The organism is Cupriavidus sp. YAF13 (assembly GCF_052113425.1).
Classification (GTDB): domain Bacteria; phylum Pseudomonadota; class Gammaproteobacteria; order Burkholderiales; family Burkholderiaceae; genus Cupriavidus.
On sequence record NZ_JBFRDD010000041.1, the window covers coordinates 58,196 to 75,945 of the forward strand.

19 protein-coding genes are annotated in these 17,750 nt (G+C 66.9%); 10 read left to right on the forward strand and 9 right to left on the reverse strand.

The window, feature by feature from the left end; all coding sequences use genetic code 11:
- Positions 1–7: 7 nt before the first annotated feature.
- Both AB4061_RS28265 and AB4061_RS28270 read right to left on the reverse strand, forming a co-directional pair.
- Positions 8–517, reverse strand: coding sequence for a DNA-binding response regulator (locus AB4061_RS28265; RefSeq protein ID WP_441639554.1), 510 nt, complete (start codon positions 515–517; stop codon positions 8–10).
- A gap of 302 nt (positions 518–819) precedes the next feature.
- Positions 820–2,487 (reverse strand): DUF342 domain-containing protein, encoded by a 1,668-nt coding sequence (locus AB4061_RS28270; protein WP_441639555.1) that lies wholly within the window; start codon positions 2,485–2,487, stop codon positions 820–822.
- A 321-nt stretch (positions 2,488–2,808) separates the two neighbouring features.
- Between AB4061_RS28270 and AB4061_RS28275 the strand changes: the two genes are divergently transcribed.
- Both AB4061_RS28275 and AB4061_RS28280 read left to right on the forward strand, forming a co-directional pair.
- Positions 2,809–3,762, forward strand: a complete 954-nt coding sequence (locus AB4061_RS28275) for a bestrophin family protein (RefSeq protein ID WP_441639556.1) — start codon at positions 2,809–2,811, stop codon at positions 3,760–3,762.
- Positions 3,763–3,934: 172 nt separating this feature from the next.
- Positions 3,935–4,822, forward strand: a complete 888-nt coding sequence (locus AB4061_RS28280) for a class I SAM-dependent methyltransferase (protein ID WP_441639557.1) — start codon at positions 3,935–3,937, stop codon at positions 4,820–4,822.
- A 72-nt stretch (positions 4,823–4,894) separates the two neighbouring features.
- Here AB4061_RS28280 and AB4061_RS28285 read toward each other — a convergent pair whose 3' ends face one another.
- Together AB4061_RS28285 and AB4061_RS28290 are read right to left on the reverse strand one after the other, a co-directional pair.
- On the reverse strand, positions 4,895–5,461 hold the full coding sequence (locus tag AB4061_RS28285; RefSeq protein WP_441639558.1) for a DUF1415 domain-containing protein: 567 nt from the start codon (positions 5,459–5,461) through the stop codon (positions 4,895–4,897).
- Between the two features lie 75 nt (positions 5,462–5,536).
- Complete coding sequence (locus AB4061_RS28290; protein WP_441639559.1) at positions 5,537–5,929, reverse strand: hypothetical protein; 393 nt, start codon at positions 5,927–5,929, stop codon at positions 5,537–5,539.
- A gap of 133 nt (positions 5,930–6,062) precedes the next feature.
- Here AB4061_RS28290 and AB4061_RS28295 point away from each other — a divergent pair, with 133 nt between their 5' ends.
- Positions 6,063–7,331, forward strand: a complete 1,269-nt coding sequence (locus tag AB4061_RS28295; RefSeq protein ID WP_441639560.1) for a TIGR03862 family flavoprotein — start codon at positions 6,063–6,065, stop codon at positions 7,329–7,331.
- A gap of 16 nt (positions 7,332–7,347) precedes the next feature.
- Here the strand turns inward: AB4061_RS28295 and AB4061_RS28300 are convergent, their stop codons facing one another.
- Positions 7,348–8,970 (reverse strand): NAD(P)/FAD-dependent oxidoreductase, encoded by a 1,623-nt coding sequence (locus AB4061_RS28300; RefSeq protein ID WP_441639561.1) that lies wholly within the window; start codon positions 8,968–8,970, stop codon positions 7,348–7,350.
- A 187-nt stretch (positions 8,971–9,157) separates the two neighbouring features.
- On the opposite strand from AB4061_RS28300, the gene AB4061_RS28305 reads away from it, so the two are divergent.
- A complete protein-coding gene (locus AB4061_RS28305) occupies positions 9,158–9,463 on the forward strand; it encodes a single-stranded DNA-binding protein (protein ID WP_150986262.1) in 306 nt (101 codons plus the stop codon).
- 78 nt (positions 9,464–9,541) lie between these two features.
- Here AB4061_RS28305 and AB4061_RS28310 read toward each other — a convergent pair whose 3' ends face one another.
- Entirely contained in the window at positions 9,542–9,907 is a 366-nt protein-coding gene (locus AB4061_RS28310; RefSeq protein WP_441639562.1) for a hypothetical protein, read from the reverse strand.
- Between the two features lie 174 nt (positions 9,908–10,081).
- Between AB4061_RS28310 and AB4061_RS28315 the strand changes: the two genes are divergently transcribed.
- From AB4061_RS28315 to AB4061_RS28325, 3 genes are all read left to right on the forward strand, one after another.
- Positions 10,082–11,524 carry an aminotransferase-like domain-containing protein gene (locus AB4061_RS28315; RefSeq protein WP_441639563.1) on the forward strand — a complete coding sequence of 481 codons (1,443 nt, stop codon included), beginning with the start codon at positions 10,082–10,084 and terminating at the stop codon, positions 11,522–11,524.
- A gap of 183 nt (positions 11,525–11,707) precedes the next feature.
- On the forward strand, positions 11,708–12,109 hold the full coding sequence (locus AB4061_RS28320) for a hypothetical protein (protein WP_441639564.1): 402 nt from the start codon (positions 11,708–11,710) through the stop codon (positions 12,107–12,109).
- Between the two features lie 207 nt (positions 12,110–12,316).
- The gene (locus tag AB4061_RS28325; protein ID WP_441639573.1) at positions 12,317–13,792 is read left to right on the forward strand and encodes a sensor domain-containing diguanylate cyclase; all 1,476 of its coding nucleotides are present in this window, start codon (positions 12,317–12,319) and stop codon (positions 13,790–13,792) included.
- A 106-nt stretch (positions 13,793–13,898) separates the two neighbouring features.
- Here AB4061_RS28325 and lpxO read toward each other — a convergent pair whose 3' ends face one another.
- Both lpxO and AB4061_RS28335 read right to left on the reverse strand, forming a co-directional pair.
- Entirely contained in the window at positions 13,899–14,801 is a 903-nt protein-coding gene (gene lpxO / locus AB4061_RS28330) for a lipid A hydroxylase LpxO (RefSeq protein WP_441639565.1), read from the reverse strand.
- Positions 14,802–14,991: 190 nt separating this feature from the next.
- On the reverse strand, positions 14,992–15,303 hold the full coding sequence (locus tag AB4061_RS28335; RefSeq protein WP_441639566.1) for a hypothetical protein: 312 nt from the start codon (positions 15,301–15,303) through the stop codon (positions 14,992–14,994).
- A gap of 273 nt (positions 15,304–15,576) precedes the next feature.
- Between AB4061_RS28335 and AB4061_RS28340 the strand changes: the two genes are divergently transcribed.
- Positions 15,577–15,879: a hypothetical protein gene (locus AB4061_RS28340; protein WP_082054800.1), complete on the forward strand. Its 303-nt coding sequence runs from the start codon at positions 15,577–15,579 to the stop codon at positions 15,877–15,879.
- A gap of 146 nt (positions 15,880–16,025) precedes the next feature.
- Here the strand turns inward: AB4061_RS28340 and AB4061_RS28345 are convergent, their stop codons facing one another.
- Positions 16,026–16,709 (reverse strand): Fe2+-dependent dioxygenase, encoded by a 684-nt coding sequence (locus tag AB4061_RS28345; protein WP_267605928.1) that lies wholly within the window; start codon positions 16,707–16,709, stop codon positions 16,026–16,028.
- 240 nt (positions 16,710–16,949) lie between these two features.
- Between AB4061_RS28345 and AB4061_RS28350 the strand changes: the two genes are divergently transcribed.
- Positions 16,950–17,237: a hypothetical protein gene (locus tag AB4061_RS28350; protein ID WP_441639567.1), complete on the forward strand. Its 288-nt coding sequence runs from the start codon at positions 16,950–16,952 to the stop codon at positions 17,235–17,237.
- A 171-nt stretch (positions 17,238–17,408) separates the two neighbouring features.
- Positions 17,409–17,750: hypothetical protein (locus AB4061_RS28355; RefSeq protein ID WP_441639568.1), on the forward strand; the 342-nt coding region annotated here is incomplete at its 3' end.

A 17,750-nucleotide genomic window follows, 5' to 3' on the forward strand; every position in this document is an offset into this window, starting at 1 on the left:
GCGCGGCTCAGGCGGCCAGCACCTCGGCCTCGAGCATGCTGCTGATGGCGGCTTCCAGGGTCACAAGGGCTGCTGTCTTGGGCAGGCAGCAGCAGATGCCGTAGCCCATCTCCGGCGGCGGCATGTGCAGCCACATATTGTCCGACAGCAGCAGCACCCGCTGGGCGGGCAGCATGCTCCGCAGCTTGCGCAGCAGGCGCCAGCCGCTGGTCACGTCCTGCGGCATGCCAAACACCAGCAAGCCGGCCTCGCGGATCGTCGTCCCGTGCATGGAGAGATCATCGGGATCCACGCCGTCCACCTGCTCCACGCCAGGCATGCTCTCCAGCATGCGGGCCAGGCCAAGGCGCAGCAGCGCGCATTCGTCGATCACCACCGCCCTGAGCGGCGCCGTGCCGTGCGACGCTAGCGGCAGCCTGGCAACCTGCCGCGCCGACATGGCCGATGGCACGACCGGCGAGACGCCTCGCGAGGTGATGCTGTCTACGCCTGCCCGGCTGGTGAGTGCCATGTCCATGATCCCTCCTGTTGTCTTTTTCTGGAACGGCGCCAGCGGGGACGCCTGACAGGCTACTTTGCAAGGCACGTGCCAGCCGCCGGCGCGGGCTCTCTGGCGGAGCCGGGCTGGCCGCTGCGCCTTGTGGGGCAAGGGATTGGCGCTTGCGCGGGGGCTCGGGCGCCGCGGCCCGGGCGGGGCCGGGGCATGTTACGCGTCACGTAACGTGTTCCGCGTCGTGTTCCGCATTGTGTTTCGTGCGGCACATGCAAAACCGCCGCGCAAGAGCGCGGCGGCCGGCGTGCGACGGGACGCAGGGGGACTCAGACCAGCGCGATGCGGTCCTCCACCAGCCGGATGTGGCCGCCCGGCTTGTCCTCCATGATCTTCATCGACTTCTGCCCGATATGCAGGCTGCAACCGCCGTGAATGCGCCGGCTCACCTCGATGACCGCCTCGGGAGACGGGCGAAGCTGCTCGGCAAGCTTGGCGAGCCTGGCGTCAAGCGCAATCGAGTCGCGGGTAAGCTTGAACAGCGTGGCGCGCGCCTTCTCGCGCAGGTCGCCCACCGCTTTCTCGGGATTCTTGGCGAAGAAGCTGACCAGTTGCTGCACCTTGGCCTGCTCCGCCTCCAGCTGGCGGCGCTGGGCCTCAAGCTCGGCCTTCTCGGCTTCGGCGTAGGGATTGGTGCCCACCTGCACGGTGGTGGCGGTACCCGCGGAGGCGCCAAGGGTGGCGGTACGCACAGCCAGTTGCGCACGGCAGCGCCCGCCGGTGATGTTGCCCTGGCCGCCCTTGGGGCTGCCGGCAATGATGCTGCGCCCGGCGGAAACATCGCTCTGGCGGATGCCGCTTTCCACCTTGACCTCGGTGCCGGCCTCGACCACCGCGCTTTCGATGAAGCGCGCATGCAGCGAGCCCTTGCAGGTCACCCGCGCCAGCGCGACACCCTCGGCGCCCTGATGTGAACCTTGATGTGAGCCTTGATGTGTGCCCTCGGCCTTGCCAATGATGCCGCCTTTCACCACCACATTACCGCCCGCCTCCACATGGGCAGCCTCGATGGTGCCGCTGACGATCACGTCGCCGGTCACGCGCACGGTCATGCCGGTCCTGATATCCCCGTTGACGCGCAGCGTGCCGTCGAAGGTGACGTTGCCGGAGTGCATGTCGACCGCTTCCACATCGACCACCGGGCTCACCGATACGCCCTGCGCCGACAAGGCCGGCGAGCCGGAGATCGCCGCCACCAGTACCTCGGGATCGGCGGGATCCGGCGCCACGCCGGTCAGGCCGTCCGCAAAAGGCGGATCGATGGCCGGCACAGCGGGCACGACCTTGCCGAAGACGTCGATGCCGTCGCTGCCCTGGCGTGCCGGGATGCGCCGCATCAGCGGCGTGCCGGGATTCACCAGCAATAGCGTGCCCAGGTCGCGCAGGTCGATGCGGCCGCTTTCGTCCTCGGCCACCAGCGGCTTGGGAGGGGCCAGCAGGCTCTCGAAGCGCGCCGGCGTGCCAGGCAGCGGCGCGCGTCCCGTGGCAATCTCAAGCCCGTCGCAATAGCCGGCCTCGACCGCGCCACGCAGTGCCGCGCTGTCCGGTTCGGCCTTGACGCCGCGCTCGGCCAGCGCGGCACGGATATCGTCCCGTGTCACCTCGCGCCCGCCCTGCGGCGGCAGCAGGTTGAGCCGCACGCTCAGGTTGTCGCTGCTGACGCTGAGATCGAAGTAGCCGTCGGTCAGTTCGCCGATCAGCGCCTCCACGGGCGTCCCCTCGATGGCGCGCTGGCATTGCGCGAGAAAGGCGCCGATTGCCGCGGTATCCAGTTTCGCCTCCGCCCAGCCGCCCCTGGCCAGCGCCTCTTGCACCGCGGCGCGGTCTGGCGCCATGCGGCCCGGCATGGCGGCATATGCCGCGCGCAGCTGCCGCGCGCTGTCGTCCAGGCTAATCTGCAAGCCGCCGGCCTCTGTGTCTTGTCCCCGGTTTTCCATTCGGTTGTTCCCTTGATGGATCGTGTCCGGACGGCTCCGCCCCGTCCTCGGGGTCGTCCGCAATCCCGGCCTCGGCAGTGCCGCGCCGCCGCTGCGCCATGGCGCGGCCGCCCGGTGCCCGTGGCCTGCCAGGCAGGCCCTTGAAGCCGGGGATGTCATTGATGCGCTGCGGGATCTCGGTCCCTTTTGGCGCACACAACACCATCGGCCGATTCGCCGGAAACTTGAGCCGCGGCACCGCCAGCAACCCACCGCCATGGCGAAAAATGTACACTTCTGCCCATCGACGGAACGCCGTGCCGCAATGCCAGAGGATCACAGATGATTGTGCGAGACCGCCCATCGGGACTGAGGTTGTTCCTGGTCCTGCGAGGCTCGATCCTGTCGCGCATCTGGCGCGTGCTGCTGGTGAACCTGCTGGTAGCGGTTGCCGTCACGCTCAGCCACGGCGCGTTCTTCCAGCACAAGGTCACGCTCACGGCCATCCCCTTCACGCTGATCGGCCTGCCGCTGGCCATCTTCCTGGGCTTTCGCAATACCGCCGCCTACGATCGCTTCTGGGAAGGGCGCAAGCTGTGGGGAGAGCTGGTGGTGCGCAGCCAGAACCTGGCACGGCAATGCCTCAGCCTGATCGCGGACAACGTGCCGGACAGCGCCGGCCATAAACCGGCGGGCCTGAGCGACGCGCGCGTGCGCATGATCTCCCGCACGATTGCCTACGCGTACACGCTGCGCAACCGTTTGCGCGGCGCCAGCGCCGCCACCGGCCTGGACTCCGCGTGGCTGCGCCCGGCGGAGCTCGCCGACCTGCAGCGCAGCACCAATGCGCCCGCCTTACTGATGATGCGCATGGGCGAAGACCTGGGCCAGTGCGTGCGGCAGCACCGCGTCGAGCCCTGCCTCGCCGCCGGCATCGACGACACCTTGTCGGCCATGACGGCCACGGCGGTGGCGTGCGACCGCATACACAACACGCCCATCCCGTTCTCGTACACGCTGCTGCTGCACCGTACCGCCTACCTGTATTGTTTTTTGCTGCCGTTCGGGCTAGTGGATACCATCGGCTTCGTCACGCCCGTCGTGGTGGCCATCGTCGCCTACACCTTCTTCGGCCTGGATGCGCTGGGCGATGAGCTGGAAGAACCGTTCGGCACCAGTGCCAACGACCTGCCGCTCGATGCGCTCTGCCGCACCATCGAAATCGGCATGAAGGAAGCGCTGGGCGAGACCGCGCTGCCGCCGCCGCTCGTACCCGTGGATTACTGCCTGCTTTAGCGGGCTGTTTAGCGGGCTGTTCAGGGGGCCTGGCGAGGCGGCGCCGGCATGCGCCGGTTGCACCACTCGCCCGGGCAAGCGCGACTTTCGGTAAACTGCCGTTGTACCGGCGCAGCGTCGTCCGGCTTTGGCGCACGCCTCACCGCTTTTCCCCAGGTTCCAGACATCCCAGATGGCCCAGAAGTCCCCGGCGTCCAAGACGCCCGCCGCACCGGCGCCCAGTCCCCACGAAATCCGTCCCGGCCAGTCCATCGAGCTGCTCAAGGCGCTGCATATCCTCACGCGCGACGGCAAGATGAACCAGGACAGCCGCCGCAAGCTCAAGCAGGTCTACCACCTGTTCCAGTTCATCGAGCCGCTGCTGCAGGACCTCAAGCAGGATCACCCCGACGTGACGCTGGTCGACCACGGCGCCGGCAAGTCCTACCTCGGCTTCATCCTGTACGACCTGTTCTTCAAGGCGCAGCTCGACCAGTCGCACATCTACGGCATCGAGACGCGCGAGGAACTGGTGCGCAGCTCGCAAGAGCTCGCCAGCCGGCTGGATTTCAAGGGCATGTCGTTCCTGAACCTGTCGGTCGCGGATTCGATCACGTCCAATCAGCTTCCGCCCACCATCGACATCGTCACCGCGCTGCACGCGTGCAACACGGCCACGGACGATGCGATCCGCTTCGCGCTGGAAAAGCGCGCCAAGTACATCGTGGTGGTGCCGTGCTGCCAGGCCGAGGTGGCCGGCGTGCTGCGCAAGAACAAGGGCAAGCTGCTGGCCGGCAATCCGCTGACCGAGATCTGGCGCCACCCGCTGCATACGCGCGAGTTCGGCAGCCAGGTGACCAACGTGCTGCGTTGCCTGCAGCTGGAGGCGCACGGCTACCAGGTCAGCGTGACCGAGCTGGTGGGCTGGGAGCATTCGATGAAGAACGAGCTCATCATCGCGCAGTACAAGGACCTGCCGCGCCGCCGCCCGGCCGAGCGGCTGAACGAAGTGCTGCGCACGCTGGGACTGGAAGAGATGGAAGCGCGCTTCTATACGCAGGAGCCGGCTGCCGCCGGCTGAATCTGACTCGCGCCATGCCAACGGCGCGCTGCTGTCCACAAGCTGAAACGCGCCGCTTCCACGGCGCGTTTTTTATGTCCCGCCGGCCTCGGTCATCAGCTTGCGCCAGCCGTCGTGGCCGAGCCGGCGCATGGTTTCCTGGTTGCGCTCGTAGATATCCGACGCATCGGGAAAAGCCGCCACGGCCCGCGCGATGCTGTCTTCGCGCAGCAGGTGCAGGATGGGGTAAGGCGCGCGGTTGGTGTAGTTCTCGATGTCGTCCGGCTCGCTGCCGCCGAACTCGTAATGCGGATGGAAGCTGGCAATCTGCAGGATGCCCGCCAGGCGCAGGCTCTTGAGCAAGCGCTCGGCGAAATAGAGGAAATCGTTGTAGTCGAGAAACCCGGCCAGCGCGCGTGGCACGATCAGCAGGGTCGTGTCGATCTCGGCAGGGTCGGCATCGGCGAGCGTGCGCAACTCGGTTTCGAGATCGGCAAGCACGCCCTCGGTATCGGTGGCATCGCTCACCGTGTAGCGGATCTGCCGCTTCACGTGCACCGCCTTGGCGAAGGGGCACAGGTTGAGGCCGATCACCGCGCGCTCCAGCCATTGCTGGGTGGCGCCTACGATGGACTGGGTGGATGGCGAAGCGGTGGGCATGGCGATGCGTGACTGCGCTAAACCGCCATTTTAACCCCCCGCCTCGGCGGGCCAAAGGGCAAAGGGCAAAGGGACTCAGCGGCGCGCCCCGTAGATCTGCCTGGCCAGCGCCTCGGCCTGGCGCATGGCCGCGTCACGCTCGGCCGTGCTCAGCTTTGCGCAGACGTACTCCAGGTTGGCGGTGTCCAGGTCGGTGACGTGGCGTTCGCCGGACAGCACGATCACCTTGCGCCACATGCAAGCCTTGACGCGGTCGCGCTCCAGCCCGAGGCACCCGGACTGCAGGCAGTACGAGAGGTTGCGCTGGGACAGGAAATCGCCTTTCATCGCCTTTTCCTGCAACCCCTGCGCGGTTTCCTGCGCGAGCGCCGGGTGCACGCCGGCCACAAGGCCCAGCACGACCAGCAAGACCAGAACCAAGGCCCGCGCGGCGGGAAGAGGCAACGACAAGCGGGACGGCAAGGGCATGGGAGGCGCGGGAGACCAGTGGCACAAGGGAAGGGGCGATCTTAGCAGTTGCCCCTGCCCTATATAATCCGATCCGCCGCACCCTGCCTTGCGCCCCTTTGCGCGATCGACCGCCTTGCCCCGGATTCAACCCATGTCTGCACCCGCCGCCTCCCTCCCCGCCGCCAGCGTTGCCGTGATCGGCGGCGGCCCCGCAGGCCTGATGGCGGCGGAGGTGCTGGCCGCGCGCGGGTTTCGCGTGGACGTGTATGACGCCATGCCCTCGGTTGGCCGGAAGTTCCTGATGGCCGGGCGCGGTGGCATGAACCTCACGCATTCCGAAGCGGCGCAGCCCTTCCTCGGGCGCTATGGCAAGCGCAGCGCGCAAATCGCACCGCTGCTGGCCGGCTTCGATCCGCAAGCGCTGCGCGGCTGGGTGCACGGCCTCGGCATCGAGACCTTCGTCGGCAGCTCGGGCCGGGTCTTTCCCACCGACATGAAAGCCGCGCCGATGCTGCGCGCGTGGCTGCACCGCCTGCGCGAGGCCGGCGTGCAGTTCCATATGCGCCGTCGCTGGCTGGGCTGGGACGATGCGTCGGGCCAGCTGCGCTTTGGCACGCCCGAGGGCGAGCTGCTGGTCCAGGCCGATGCCACGGTGCTGGCACTTGGYGGCGGCAGCTGGGCACGCCTGGGTTCCGACGGCGCATGGGTACCGCTGCTGGCAGCGCGCGGCGTGGACATCGCCCCGTTGCGCCCCGCCAACTGCGGCTTCGACGTAGCCTGGAGCGAGCACTTCCGCACACGTTTTGCCGGCCACCCGCTGAAGGCCGTGGCCATCGGGCTGCGCGAGCGCGATGGCGTGGAGCACTATCGCCAGGGCGAGTTCGTCATCACGGCCGGCGGCATCGAGGGGAGCCTGGTCTATGCGCTGAGCGCACCAATGCGCGACCTGCTCGAAACCACCGGCGAGGCCACGATCCATCTCGACCTGGCGCCAGGCCTGCCGGCTGAACGCGTGGCCGAAGCGGTGCAGCGCCCGCGCGGCGCGCGCTCGCTATCGAGCCACTTGCAGAGCAAGCTGGGCATCACCGGTGTCAAGGCCGGCTTGCTGCGCGAATGCTTGTCAAAGGAAGAATTTGCCGACCCCGCGCGGCTGGCGGCAGCGCTCAAGGCGCTGCCCGTGCGCCTGCTGCGCGCGCGCCCGATCGATGAAGTGATCAGCAGCGCGGGCGGCGTCGCGTTCGAGGCGATGGACGCGCAATTGATGCTGCGCGCCGTGCCGGGCGTGTTCTGCGCCGGCGAGATGCTGGACTGGGAAGCGCCCACCGGCGGCTACCTGCTGACCGCATGCTTTGCCAGCGGGCGCGCGGCCGGGCTGGGAGCGGCGGCCTGGCTCGAAGCAACCCAGGCTGCCGGGCGCTAAGCCAGCCTGGGCTCGCTCAGGCCGCCTTGCCGTTGACGATGCTCAACGCCACGGCCTCGGCCACTTCGATGCCATCGATGGCCGCGGAGTAAATGCCGCCCGCATAGCCAGCGCCTTCGCCGGCCGGGTACAACCCTTCCACGTTCATGCTCTGGTAGTTGTCCTTGCGGCGGATGCGCAGCGGCGACGACGTGCGCGTTTCCACGCCGGTCAGCACCGCGTCATGCATGGCGAAGCCGGCAATCTTCTTGTCCAGTTCGGGCAGCGCCTCGCGGATGGCTTCGATGATGTAGTCGGGCAGCGCGGTGGACAGGTCAGTCGGCGTGACGCCCGGCTTGTAAGAGGGCTCGACCGTGCCCATCGCCGTGGACGGCCGGCGCGCGATGAAGTCGCCCACCAGCTGCGCCGGCGCGTTGTAGTTGCGCCCGCCAAGTTCGAAGGCGCGCTCTTCCCAATGGCGCTGGAAGGCGATGCCGGCCAGCGGGCCGCCGGGGAAATCCTCCGGCGTGATGCCCACCACGATGCCGGCATTGGCATTGCGCTCGGCGCGGATGTACTGGCTCATGCCGTTGGTCACGACGCGGCCCGGCTCCGAGGCCGCGGCCACCACCGTGCCGCCCGGGCACATGCAGAAGCTGTAGACCGCGCGGCCGTTGCTGGCGTGGTGCACCACCTTGTAGTCCGCGGCGCCCAGCAGCTTGTTGCCAGCGAACTTGCCAAAGCGGCTGCTGTTGATCATGCCCTGCGGATGCTCGATGCGGAAACCCAGCGAGAACGGCTTGGCCTCCATGAACACACCGCGCTCATGCAGCATCTCGAAGGTATCACGCGCGCTGTGGCCCACCGCCAGGACGACGTGGTCGGCCTGCAGGTATTCGCCGTTGGACAGCTTGAGGCCGCGCATCTTGCCGCCCTCGATATCCACGTCCTCGACGCGGGTCTCGAAGCGGACCTCGCCGCCCAGCGCGAAAATCTCGGCGCGCATCTTCTCCACCATGCTGACCAGGCGGAAGGTGCCGATGTGGGGGCGCGCGAGATAGAGGATGTCCTCCGGTGCGCCGGCCTTGACGAACTCATCGAGCACCTTGCGGCCGTAGTGCTTCGGGTCCTTGATCTGGCTGTAGAGCTTGCCATCGGAGAAAGTGCCCGCCCCGCCCTCGCCGAACTGCACGTTCGACTCGGGGTTCAGCACGCTCTTGCGCCACAGGCCGAAGGTGTCCTTGGTGCGCTCGCGCACTTCCTTGCCGCGCTCCAGGATGATGGGCTTGAAGCCCATCTGCGCCAGGATCAGGCCGGCGAGCAAGCCGCACGGGCCCATGCCGATCACCACCGGGCGCAGCGTGGTACCCGGTGCGGGTGCCTGTGCGACGAAGCGGTAAGCCATGTCCGGCGTCACGCTCCAGTTCGGCTTGCCGGCCATGCGCTTGATCGCCGCGGCTTCGTCCTTCACCGCGATATCGAGGATGTAGGTGAGCTTGATATCGGAGCGCTTGCGGGCATCGTGCGCGCGGCGGTACACGGTGAACCCGGTCAGGCCATCGGCCTTGACACCGAGTTCGGCGAGGCGGGCGAGGACCACGGCCTTGAGATCGCTCTCGGCGTGGTCGAGCGGGAGTTTGACTTCACTTAGACGTAGCATGGGAACCTGGAATTCTGCGGCCGGTGGGTCGGCCCTGGAAGGGGCGCGGACTGCACTCTGGTTGAGCGTTGGGCTGGCCGGACCGCAATTTTATCGTTTTTAGCGCCAGGGCCCGCATTCTCTGCCACGAGCGCGCGAAATTGTGAGATCTTCCGCACCCCGGCAAGATAACCAGCAAGGAAGAAAGATGATCGACGCACTAGTCAGCGGCCGGCTCCACGGCCACGCCAGCGAACGTTCCGGCCAGGGCGGCAGCCAGTACGTGACCGCCAAGCTCAAGGCCGCGATCAACGATGGCGACACCGTCATCGTCAATGTCATCGCGTTCGCCGACAAGGTGCGCGCAGGGCTGCTGGCGCTGGAGGACGGCGAATCGGTCGCGCTGTCAGGCAGCCTCACGCCCAAGGTCTGGACCGACAAGAACGGCGACACGCGGCCCGCCCTGGACCTGGTGGCCCATGCCATGCTGAGCGCGCACGGCCAGCAGGACTGACCACCCCGGGGCGGCCGTCCCGGCCAGGTGTGCGCGAGGCCTGCGCCGGCTCATCCCCCTTCGTTGCGCTCCCTCTGTTCATGCCTGCGCCGGGCGCAGCCAGCGGGTCCACCAGGGCCCGGCCGCGGGTGCCTGCAGCCCCAGCGTGGCCGCCTGCCGGGCCAGCATTTCCACCCAGCCGGGCGACAGCGCCACCACGCTGCCGGCAGGCAGGCGGCGCGGCTGCCGCCACACGGTGCCGGCCAGCCAGCGCGGCGCCTCGGTGAGTTCGATTTCGCCCTCCAGCACGCACAGGGTCGTGCCGGCCTTGGCATGGAAGCGCAGCACGCGGCCGCTTTCCAGGTCGAGCACCTGCGCTTGCGGCTCGGCGCTAGCCAGCTTGGCGCGCGTGGGCTGGACGGGCTGGACAGTGGGGACGATCGGGTCTGAACGATAGTTTTGCATGATGCCGGCTCCCTGGCTTTGACAGGGTTCCAGACTACCGATGCAGGCCGGACCGAAACAGGCACACGCCTCTGTCTTGTGAACCGCAACAGAGGCATAACAAACCATCTGTTACGATACAGAAGACCCTGATCTGTACCTGTTGCGCCGGCCGCCGCCGCGCCACCATGCTGCATGGAATCCACCCCCCTCTACCGCCAGCTTGCCCAGCACTACCTGCACGCCATCGAAACGGGCGTTTTGAAGCCGGGGGACCGCGTGCCCTCCGTGCGCACGCTGATGGAGCTGCACGGCGTGAGCCTGTCGACCGCGCTGCAGGCCTGCCGGCAGATGGAAAGCGATGGCCTGCTCGAGGCTAGGCCGCGCTCGGGCTACTTCGTGCGGCACCGCCGGCACAAGCCGCTGGCGCCGATCGAAGAGCCTGCCGCCACGCTGCCCGACCCCGCGCAATACGTGGGCATCCATGAGCGCATCTCCGCCATCACCGCGCGCGGGCGCCAGCAACCGGTCGCGGTGAATTTTGCCGGCGCTTGCGGCGCGCCCGCGCTGTACCCGGCGCAAGGCCTGCGCAATGCGGCGGCGCGCGCGCTGCGCCTGCATCCCCAGCTGTTTGGCAGCGCGGCCGACGCCAGCGGCCATCCGGCCTTTCGCGCCGTGCTGGCGCGCAACGCGCTGCTCTCGCGCATCACGGTCGCGCCGGAAGACATCCTGGTGACCCACGGCTGCACCGAGGCGCTCAACCTCGCCCTGCGGGCGGTGGCACAGCCCGGCGACGTGATTGCCGTGGAGTCGCCCACCTACTACGGCCTGCTGCAGATCCTGGAGAGCCTGGGCATGCGCGCGCTGGAGATTCCCAGCAGCCCGCAGACCGGCATCTCGCTTGAAGCGCTGGAGCTGGCCGCGCAGACCTACGACAACATACGCGCCGTGGTAGTGGTGCCGAACCTGCAGAATCCGCTGGGCAGCATCATGCCGGACGCCAACAAGGCGCAGCTGGTGGCCTGGTGCGATGCGCGCGCCATCGCGTTGATCGAGGACGATTGCTTCTCCGCCCTGGCGGACGGGGACGCGCCGCTGGCTGCCCTCAAGGCCTGGGACCGCAGCGGCGGCGTGATCCATTGTGCCTCGCTGCACAAGATCCTGGCGCCTGGCATGCGGCTGGGATGGATCGCCGCGGGCAAGTGGCAGGCGCGCGTGGAAATGCTCAAGTACAGCCAGTCGCGGCCCAACGAGTTGCTGGCGCAGATGGCGGCGGCCGAGTTCATGGGTTCCGGCGCGTACGAGCGGCACCTGCGGCGCCTGCGCGAGCAATTGCGCAGCCAGCGTGCGCAGGTGGCACAGGCGATTGCCGCGGAGTTTCCCGCTGGCACGCGTGCCTCCAACCCGAACGGCGGCCTGCACCTGTGGGTCGAGCTGCCGGGCTCGGTCCCGTCCGAAGCTGTGTTCGACCAGGCCATGGCGGCGGGCATCCGCGTCGTGCCCGGCGTGATGTTCTCCAACTCCAACCGCTTCGACCATTTCCTGCGGCTCAATTGCGGCACGCCGATCACGCCAGAGATCGAACGCGCGTTGCGCACGCTCGCTGCGGTGGTGGCGCGCCTGGCGGACCAGCCGTAGCGGCCATAGCGGCCGATGATGGAGGGCAGGCGACGGGCATGGCGCGCCACATCCGTCGCCTCGCGCCACCATTCGTTCCTGGCATCGCGCCGTTCATCGCAGCGCACTAGGCAGCGGCGGACCGGCCCGGCATTCTTGCGAACATTGCCGAAACTGGCAGGCCGCGCTCCCAAGGAGAACCAGATGCCACATCCCTCCCTTCCGCTCGCCATCGACACCGTGGGCTTCGCCCTGCGCCTTTGCACCGCCCGCCGCGCCGACCCGGCGCATCGCCTGGCGCGCACCGATGCCAGGGCTGGCCTGGACACAAAAGACAACGCCGCACGCACGGAGCATGACCAGGGACAAAGCAGCCCCCCCGGGCTTGCCGATACCATCGGCCGGGTTCCTGTCCAGACCTTGACCGAGATGACTCATGCCAACTCCGCTGCCAGCGGCAAGCTCGATGAACTGCGCACCCTGGCCTCGCACCTGACCGCCGGCTCGCTGCTGCAGGCGGCGACGCTGCAATTGATCGCCGAGCAAGAGAACGCGCAGCACCGGTACGCACCCGCGCGCATCGCCGAGCTCTCCCGCCAGGGCTGACGCGACGGCGGGCGCCACGTGTGGGTATTTACGCCACACATCACCCATTCCCTCCCCTGCTGCCCTATGCTATCGCTCGTAGCGAGCATGGCGGCGGCCCCGGTAAATCCGAGGCGGCACAAAGCCAGCCGTGCCACACGCGTGCCAGCCACTGGCCCGCGCCAAACGGGATTGGGATGGGGATAGGGATTGGGAAAAGACGCACTGATAGCAACGACCGACACGCCGCGGACCGACAACGAATACAAAGCCTTGTTCCAGCTGGCGCCAGTCTCGCTGTGGCTGGAAGACTTCAGCGCCGTGCGCGAGCACTTCCAGGCCCTGCGCGCGCGGGGCGTGACCGACCTGCGCGGCCACCTGCGCGCCAATCCGGAGGAAGTCGCGCACTGCTCGGCACGGATCCGCGTGCTGGACGTGAACCAGCGCACGCTGGACCTCTTCCGCGCCGCCGACCTCACCGACCTCGTCAATAACCTGGACACCGTCTTTCGCGACGAAATGTTCGACCAGCACGTCGAGGAGCTCGGCCAGCTGTGGGAYGGCGAATTGCGCTTTTCAAGCCAGACCGTCAACTACACGCTGGAAGGCAAGAGGCTGGACATCCGCCTGGATGCCACCGTCATGCCCGGCCATGAGGCCACCTGGGAACGCGTGCTGCTGTCGATCGAGGACATCACTGCGCGCGTGGCCACCGAACGCGAGCTGCGCCGCAGCGAACAATACGCGCTGGGCCTGTTCGAGCATTCGCCGGTCTCGCTGTGGGTCGAGGATTTCAGCGCGGTCAAGGTGCTGCTCGATGAAGTCCGCGGCGCGGGCATCTCGGATTTCCGCACCTTCCTCAACGTGCATCCGGATTTCATTTCGCGCTGCATGCAGGAAATCCGCGTGCTCGACGTCAACCAGCAAACCCTGCTGATGTTCAGCGCGTCGACCAAGGAAGAGCTGCTCTCGCGCCTGGGCGACGTGTTCCGCGACAATATGCGCATCCAGTTCGCCGAGCAGCTGATCGACCTCTGGAACGAGAAACTCTGGCAGCAGCGCGAAGTCATCAACTACGCGCTGGATGGCCGGGCCGTGGACGTGTTCATGCAGTGGTCGGTGTTTCCCGGCCGCGAGGCGGAATGGGACCAGGTGCTGGTGTCGCTGACCGACATCACCGCGCGCAAGAAGGCCGAGGCCTACGTCGAATTCCTCGGCAAGCACGACGTACTGACCAAGCTCTACAACCGCGCCTACTACGAAGACGAGCTCGCGCGGCTGGGCCGCAAGGGCCCGTGGCCGGTCAGCGTGATCGCGGTCGACCTGAACGGCCTGAAGCAGGTCAACGACCAGCTCGGCCACGGCGACGGCGATGCGCTCCTGCGCCGCACCGGCGAGGCGCTGAAAAAGGCCGTGGGCGACCAGGTCTGCGTGGCACGGGTCGGGGGCGACGAGTTCATGGTGCTGCTGCCGGCGCGCGACGAGCGCAGCGTGGCCACAGTGGTCGAGCAGATCCACCAGGTGGTGGAGCTCAACAACCAGTTCTATCCGGGCACCGCGCTCAGCCTGTCGATCGGCACCGCAAGCTGCAGCGCAACGGACCGCCTGAGCGACGCCGTCAAGCTGGCCGACGCCCGCATGTACCAGGCCAAGCGCGCCCACTACGAGGCGCTCGACGACGAGCGCGAGCGCCGCCGCCGATAGGCCACCGCCGATGGGCAAAAGAAAGGGCCGGCATCAGCCGGCCCTTTCTTCTTCTGTATTCGCGCTCTCCAGCTCTCCAGCTTTCGAGCTTTCGAGCTTTCGATCGTTACAGGTACACGATCAGCGCCACGCCGGCGGCGATCAGGCCAAACTTGACCACGTAGTAAGCCGGCCGGCTCCACGCCTTGAAACGCCGGCGATACTGGCCGCAAATCCAGACAAAGCGGAACAGGCGGTTGATCATGCCGGTCTGGTCGGACTCTTCGTTGGGCGAGCTCGCCGCGGTCATGACCTTGCGGCCCAGCCAGCGGTTGACCTTGCCGGCCCAGCCGAAGCGCATCGGACGCTCGATGTCGCAGAACAGGATCAGCCGGTTGCTGTCGCTCTTGTTCTCCGCCCAGTGCAGGTAGGTCTCGTCGAACACCACGCCCTCGCCGTCACGCCAGCTATGGCGCTCGCCGTCGACCTCGATAAAGCAGCGGTCGTCGTTAGGCGTGGCCAGGCCCAGGTGATAACGCAGCGAGCCCGCGAACGGATCGCGGTGCGGGTTGAGCTTGCCACCAGGCGGCAGCTCGGCGAACATCGCCGCCTTCACGCTCGGCAGGCCACGCAGCAGCTCCACCGTGCGCGGGCACAGGACCTCGGCCGACGGATGGCGGGCTTCATACCATTTCAGGTAGAAACGCTTCCAGCCGTACTTGAAGAACGAGTTGAAACCGGCATCGTTATTCTTGTCGGCCGCCTTGATCTTGCGCATGGCAGCCAGGGCCAGGCCTTCGTCGCGGATCTCCGGCCACGCGGCGCGGATCTTCTCCAGCTCGGGAAAGCGCTCGACGGGGATGTAGGGCGTGCGCGGCACACCGGAAAATACATACATGAAGCAGTTGACCGGGGCCACCAGGGCCGAATGGTCGAGCAACTGGCGCCAGATGCGCAGCCTCACCTTGCCACGGAAATGCACGTACAGGATCGCTCCCAGGTACGCCGCGACGATTATCCACTTGATCACCCGAAATCCTCCATATCAGCAGTACCGCGCGCAGTTGCATACGCGGGCAACGCGACGGTGTCGGGGGCGAAAACCCGTAGTGTATCGAAATGGGAGGCGCCCTGCTGGAAGATAGCGATACGCCACACGCCGATCCATTGCTCAGGATCGGCGGCGCAAGCGGCCTAAGAGGCCGGAGGGCGGCCTCGCCTCAGGGCGTGCCGCGGGATTGCCGGGCGATGCGGTCGATCAGCGCGTTGGCGTCGTCCGGCAAGCCCTGCAGCGTCAGCAGGCGCGCGTTGAGCACCATGTTCTCCAGCACCAGCTTGGCGGTGGAAGCCCACATGGTCGCCAGCATCGCGTCCACCGGCATGCCGGCCGTCTCCATGGCGCTGGAGCGCTGCGCCACCAAGCGGCACACCAGCGCGCGCAGCGTGGCGTCGTCGAAGGGCAGGTCGGCATAGTCGATAGGGTCCTCCTTCTCGACTTCCACCATCAGTTGCAGCAGCATGTCTTCGGTCATCGGCAAGCTCCCAGGAAGGCTTCAAGGGTCGGATGGTCCTGTTGATGACGCTAATCCTCGGCCCTTGCGTTGTCAATGTGGCGGCCGATCGGCACGAGCGCATTGACGCATTGACGCGATGACGAAAGGCACCGGGCCCGGCACTCGCGGCAGGGACAGGGACAGGGACATCCGATGACTCAGGGTAAGCGATAGACAGGTCCCATCAATCAGCACTGAACAAAGCGTGTAAGCTCCGGTCTGATCTTTACTTCCAACCAAACACCAGAGTTCATGACCGAGCGTTTGTTGTCAGCCATGCGTCAATACGCATGGTTCAGTGGTGTCAAGCACCACGTGGTCCAAGGTGTCGAAGCGCTGGCCACCTTGCTCAAATCTCCCGCAGTCGCAGCCCGCGCAGTGGCTGCCATCGTTGCAGAAACCGAACAGGGCGTGCAGGTGTGGGTGTCCTACTTCGGCAAGCCGATGGATCCGCATACCCAATACGTGTTCTGGCCGATGCAGCGCGCGCTCAAGCCCGCGCGACGACGCGTAGCCATGGTCCCGTTGCCGCCGCAGCACCGGGATCGCCGTTAGCCTCGCTGCACCCTGCATCGCGAATCGCTGGCCAATGCCGGCGATTCGCGAGTATCAAGCCAAAGCATCAAGCCGAAGCCCCCTGCCTCAACATCCCCTCCCCGCTTCGCTCCCTCCCCCGTTCCCCTCATTGCCCACGCCGCCGCTCAGGCGTCGGCCCAGCGACGCAGCAGGTTGTGATACACGCCGGTAAGCCCCACCACGGCCGCGTCCTTGTGTCCTAGTGCCTGGCCGACCCGCTGGATCTGCGTATCGAGCTCAAACAGCACCGACCGCTGGCCCTCGTCGCGCACCATGCTTTGGATCCAGAAAAATGACGACACGCGCGCGCCGCGCGTAACCGGGCTGACGTGATGCAAGCTGGTGGCCGGGTACAGCACCATATGCCCCGCTGGCAGCTTCACGCGTTGCTGCCCGTAGGTATCCTCCACCACCAGCTCGCCGCCGTCGTAGTCTTCCGGCTCCGTCAGGAACAGCGTTGCCGAGAGGTCGCTGCGCACGCGGAAGTTGGTGCCGCGCAGGTGGCGGATCGCGTTGTCGATATGGTTGTCGAACGCGTGCCCGCCCTCGTAGCGGTTGAACAAGGGCGGATAGACCTTGAGCGGCAGCGCGGCCGAGATAAAGAGCGGATTGGCGCCCAGCGCATCCTGGATCAGGTCGCCTACCTGGCGCGCCACCGGCGAGCCTTCGGGCAGTTGGAGGTTGCGCTTGGCCAGCGCCGACTGATGCCCGGAAGTGGCGTTGCCGTCGGTCCACTCAGCCGCATCCATCCAGGCGCGGCATTGGGCAACCTGCGCCTTTGTCAGCACATCGGGGATCTGCAGCATCATGATTTCGATTACCTCGGCAAGACGGTTGGCCCGGGGCACCTTGCCGTACCCCAGACGAGCGCCGATTGTAAGAGAAAGCCACGGATCACACAAATGGGAATCATTATCAGTATCAACTGGCCTTGACCTGACGCAAGCCCTGCGCAGGGGAGCCGCCCTGTAGGCCTTGTGCCGACATGCGTCGGGCATGCGGCCTACTACAATGGATTGGACCCAGTCCATAATGCCAAGGAGACGGAAATGCCCGAACCGGTACACGACGAAGCGTTGGTCAATCTCTACCTCGAGCAGATTTCCGCCCTGTCGATCAGCGCCTTCGATGGCGCGGATGTGAACGAGGAACTTGGACAGGTCGTGCGCGAGGCCGTCGGTCAGTGCCGCGCAAGCAAGACCGCCCCGCAGGGGAATAACCTGAGCGTGCTGATCGAGCGCTTGACGGCCAGGTCCGAGGCAGCGGCGCGCGAAGGCCAGCCGCAAGTCCGAGACACATTTTCGCGCGCGGCCGAACTGGCCCGGGCGCCCGCCTGAATCTCTGGCAGGCGCCGTGCGGGCGCCAGCCAGCGCGACACTGAACCGCTCAGCGGATCACAGTCTCTCATTGTTATCGTCCGGCGCCCGCCGGGCGCGATCCGTTGGCGAACCCGAAGCCCCATGCACCGCGCCTTGCTCCGCTTGTTGTTAGCAGTGACAGTGCTGTGCGTGAGCGCATGCGCCGGCTACCCTTATTACGACCCTTACGACAGCTACAACCCCTACGATCCCTACGGGTTCTACGAGGGTGGCATAGCCTATCCCCCTGGCACTTACGCCTACGGGTATGGGTACGACTACGCGCTGCCCTACTATGGCGGCTTCTACGGCCCTGCCTTCTACTACGGTTACGGCGGCTATCACCGCGATCGCGGCTATCGCGCCTATGGCTACTATCGCGGCCCCGGCTACCACGCGGGCGGGCCGCGATACTACGGTGGCTATCACTATCACTCCGGCATGGCGCGCGGCTACTCCCATGGCGGTGGCTGGGGAGGTACGGCAGCGGGA

Excerpts from the sequence above, each read along its gene's own strand:
- AB4061_RS28265 (WP_441639554.1), bottom strand. The coding sequence starts at position 517 with ATGGACATGGCACTCACCAGCCGGGCAGGCGTAGACAGCATCACCTCG.
- AB4061_RS28270 (WP_441639555.1), bottom strand. The coding sequence starts at position 2,487 with ATGGAAAACCGGGGACAAGACACAGAGGCCGGCGGCTTGCAGATTAGC.
- AB4061_RS28275 (WP_441639556.1), top strand. The coding sequence starts at position 2,809 with ATGATTGTGCGAGACCGCCCATCGGGACTGAGGTTGTTCCTGGTCCTG.
- AB4061_RS28280 (WP_441639557.1), top strand. The coding sequence starts at position 3,935 with ATGGCCCAGAAGTCCCCGGCGTCCAAGACGCCCGCCGCACCGGCGCCC.
- AB4061_RS28285 (WP_441639558.1), bottom strand. The coding sequence starts at position 5,461 with ATGCCCACCGCTTCGCCATCCACCCAGTCCATCGTAGGCGCCACCCAG.
- AB4061_RS28290 (WP_441639559.1), bottom strand. The coding sequence starts at position 5,929 with ATGCCCTTGCCGTCCCGCTTGTCGTTGCCTCTTCCCGCCGCGCGGGCC.
- AB4061_RS28300 (WP_441639561.1), bottom strand. The coding sequence starts at position 8,970 with ATGCTACGTCTAAGTGAAGTCAAACTCCCGCTCGACCACGCCGAGAGC.
- AB4061_RS28305 (WP_150986262.1), top strand. The coding sequence starts at position 9,158 with ATGATCGACGCACTAGTCAGCGGCCGGCTCCACGGCCACGCCAGCGAA.
- AB4061_RS28310 (WP_441639562.1), bottom strand. The coding sequence starts at position 9,907 with ATGCAAAACTATCGTTCAGACCCGATCGTCCCCACTGTCCAGCCCGTC.
- AB4061_RS28315 (WP_441639563.1), top strand. The coding sequence starts at position 10,082 with ATGGAATCCACCCCCCTCTACCGCCAGCTTGCCCAGCACTACCTGCAC.
- AB4061_RS28320 (WP_441639564.1), top strand. The coding sequence starts at position 11,708 with ATGCCACATCCCTCCCTTCCGCTCGCCATCGACACCGTGGGCTTCGCC.
- AB4061_RS28335 (WP_441639566.1), bottom strand. The coding sequence starts at position 15,303 with ATGACCGAAGACATGCTGCTGCAACTGATGGTGGAAGTCGAGAAGGAG.
- AB4061_RS28340 (WP_082054800.1), top strand. The coding sequence starts at position 15,577 with ATGACCGAGCGTTTGTTGTCAGCCATGCGTCAATACGCATGGTTCAGT.
- AB4061_RS28345 (WP_267605928.1), bottom strand. The coding sequence starts at position 16,709 with ATGATGCTGCAGATCCCCGATGTGCTGACAAAGGCGCAGGTTGCCCAA.
- AB4061_RS28350 (WP_441639567.1), top strand. The coding sequence starts at position 16,950 with ATGCCCGAACCGGTACACGACGAAGCGTTGGTCAATCTCTACCTCGAG.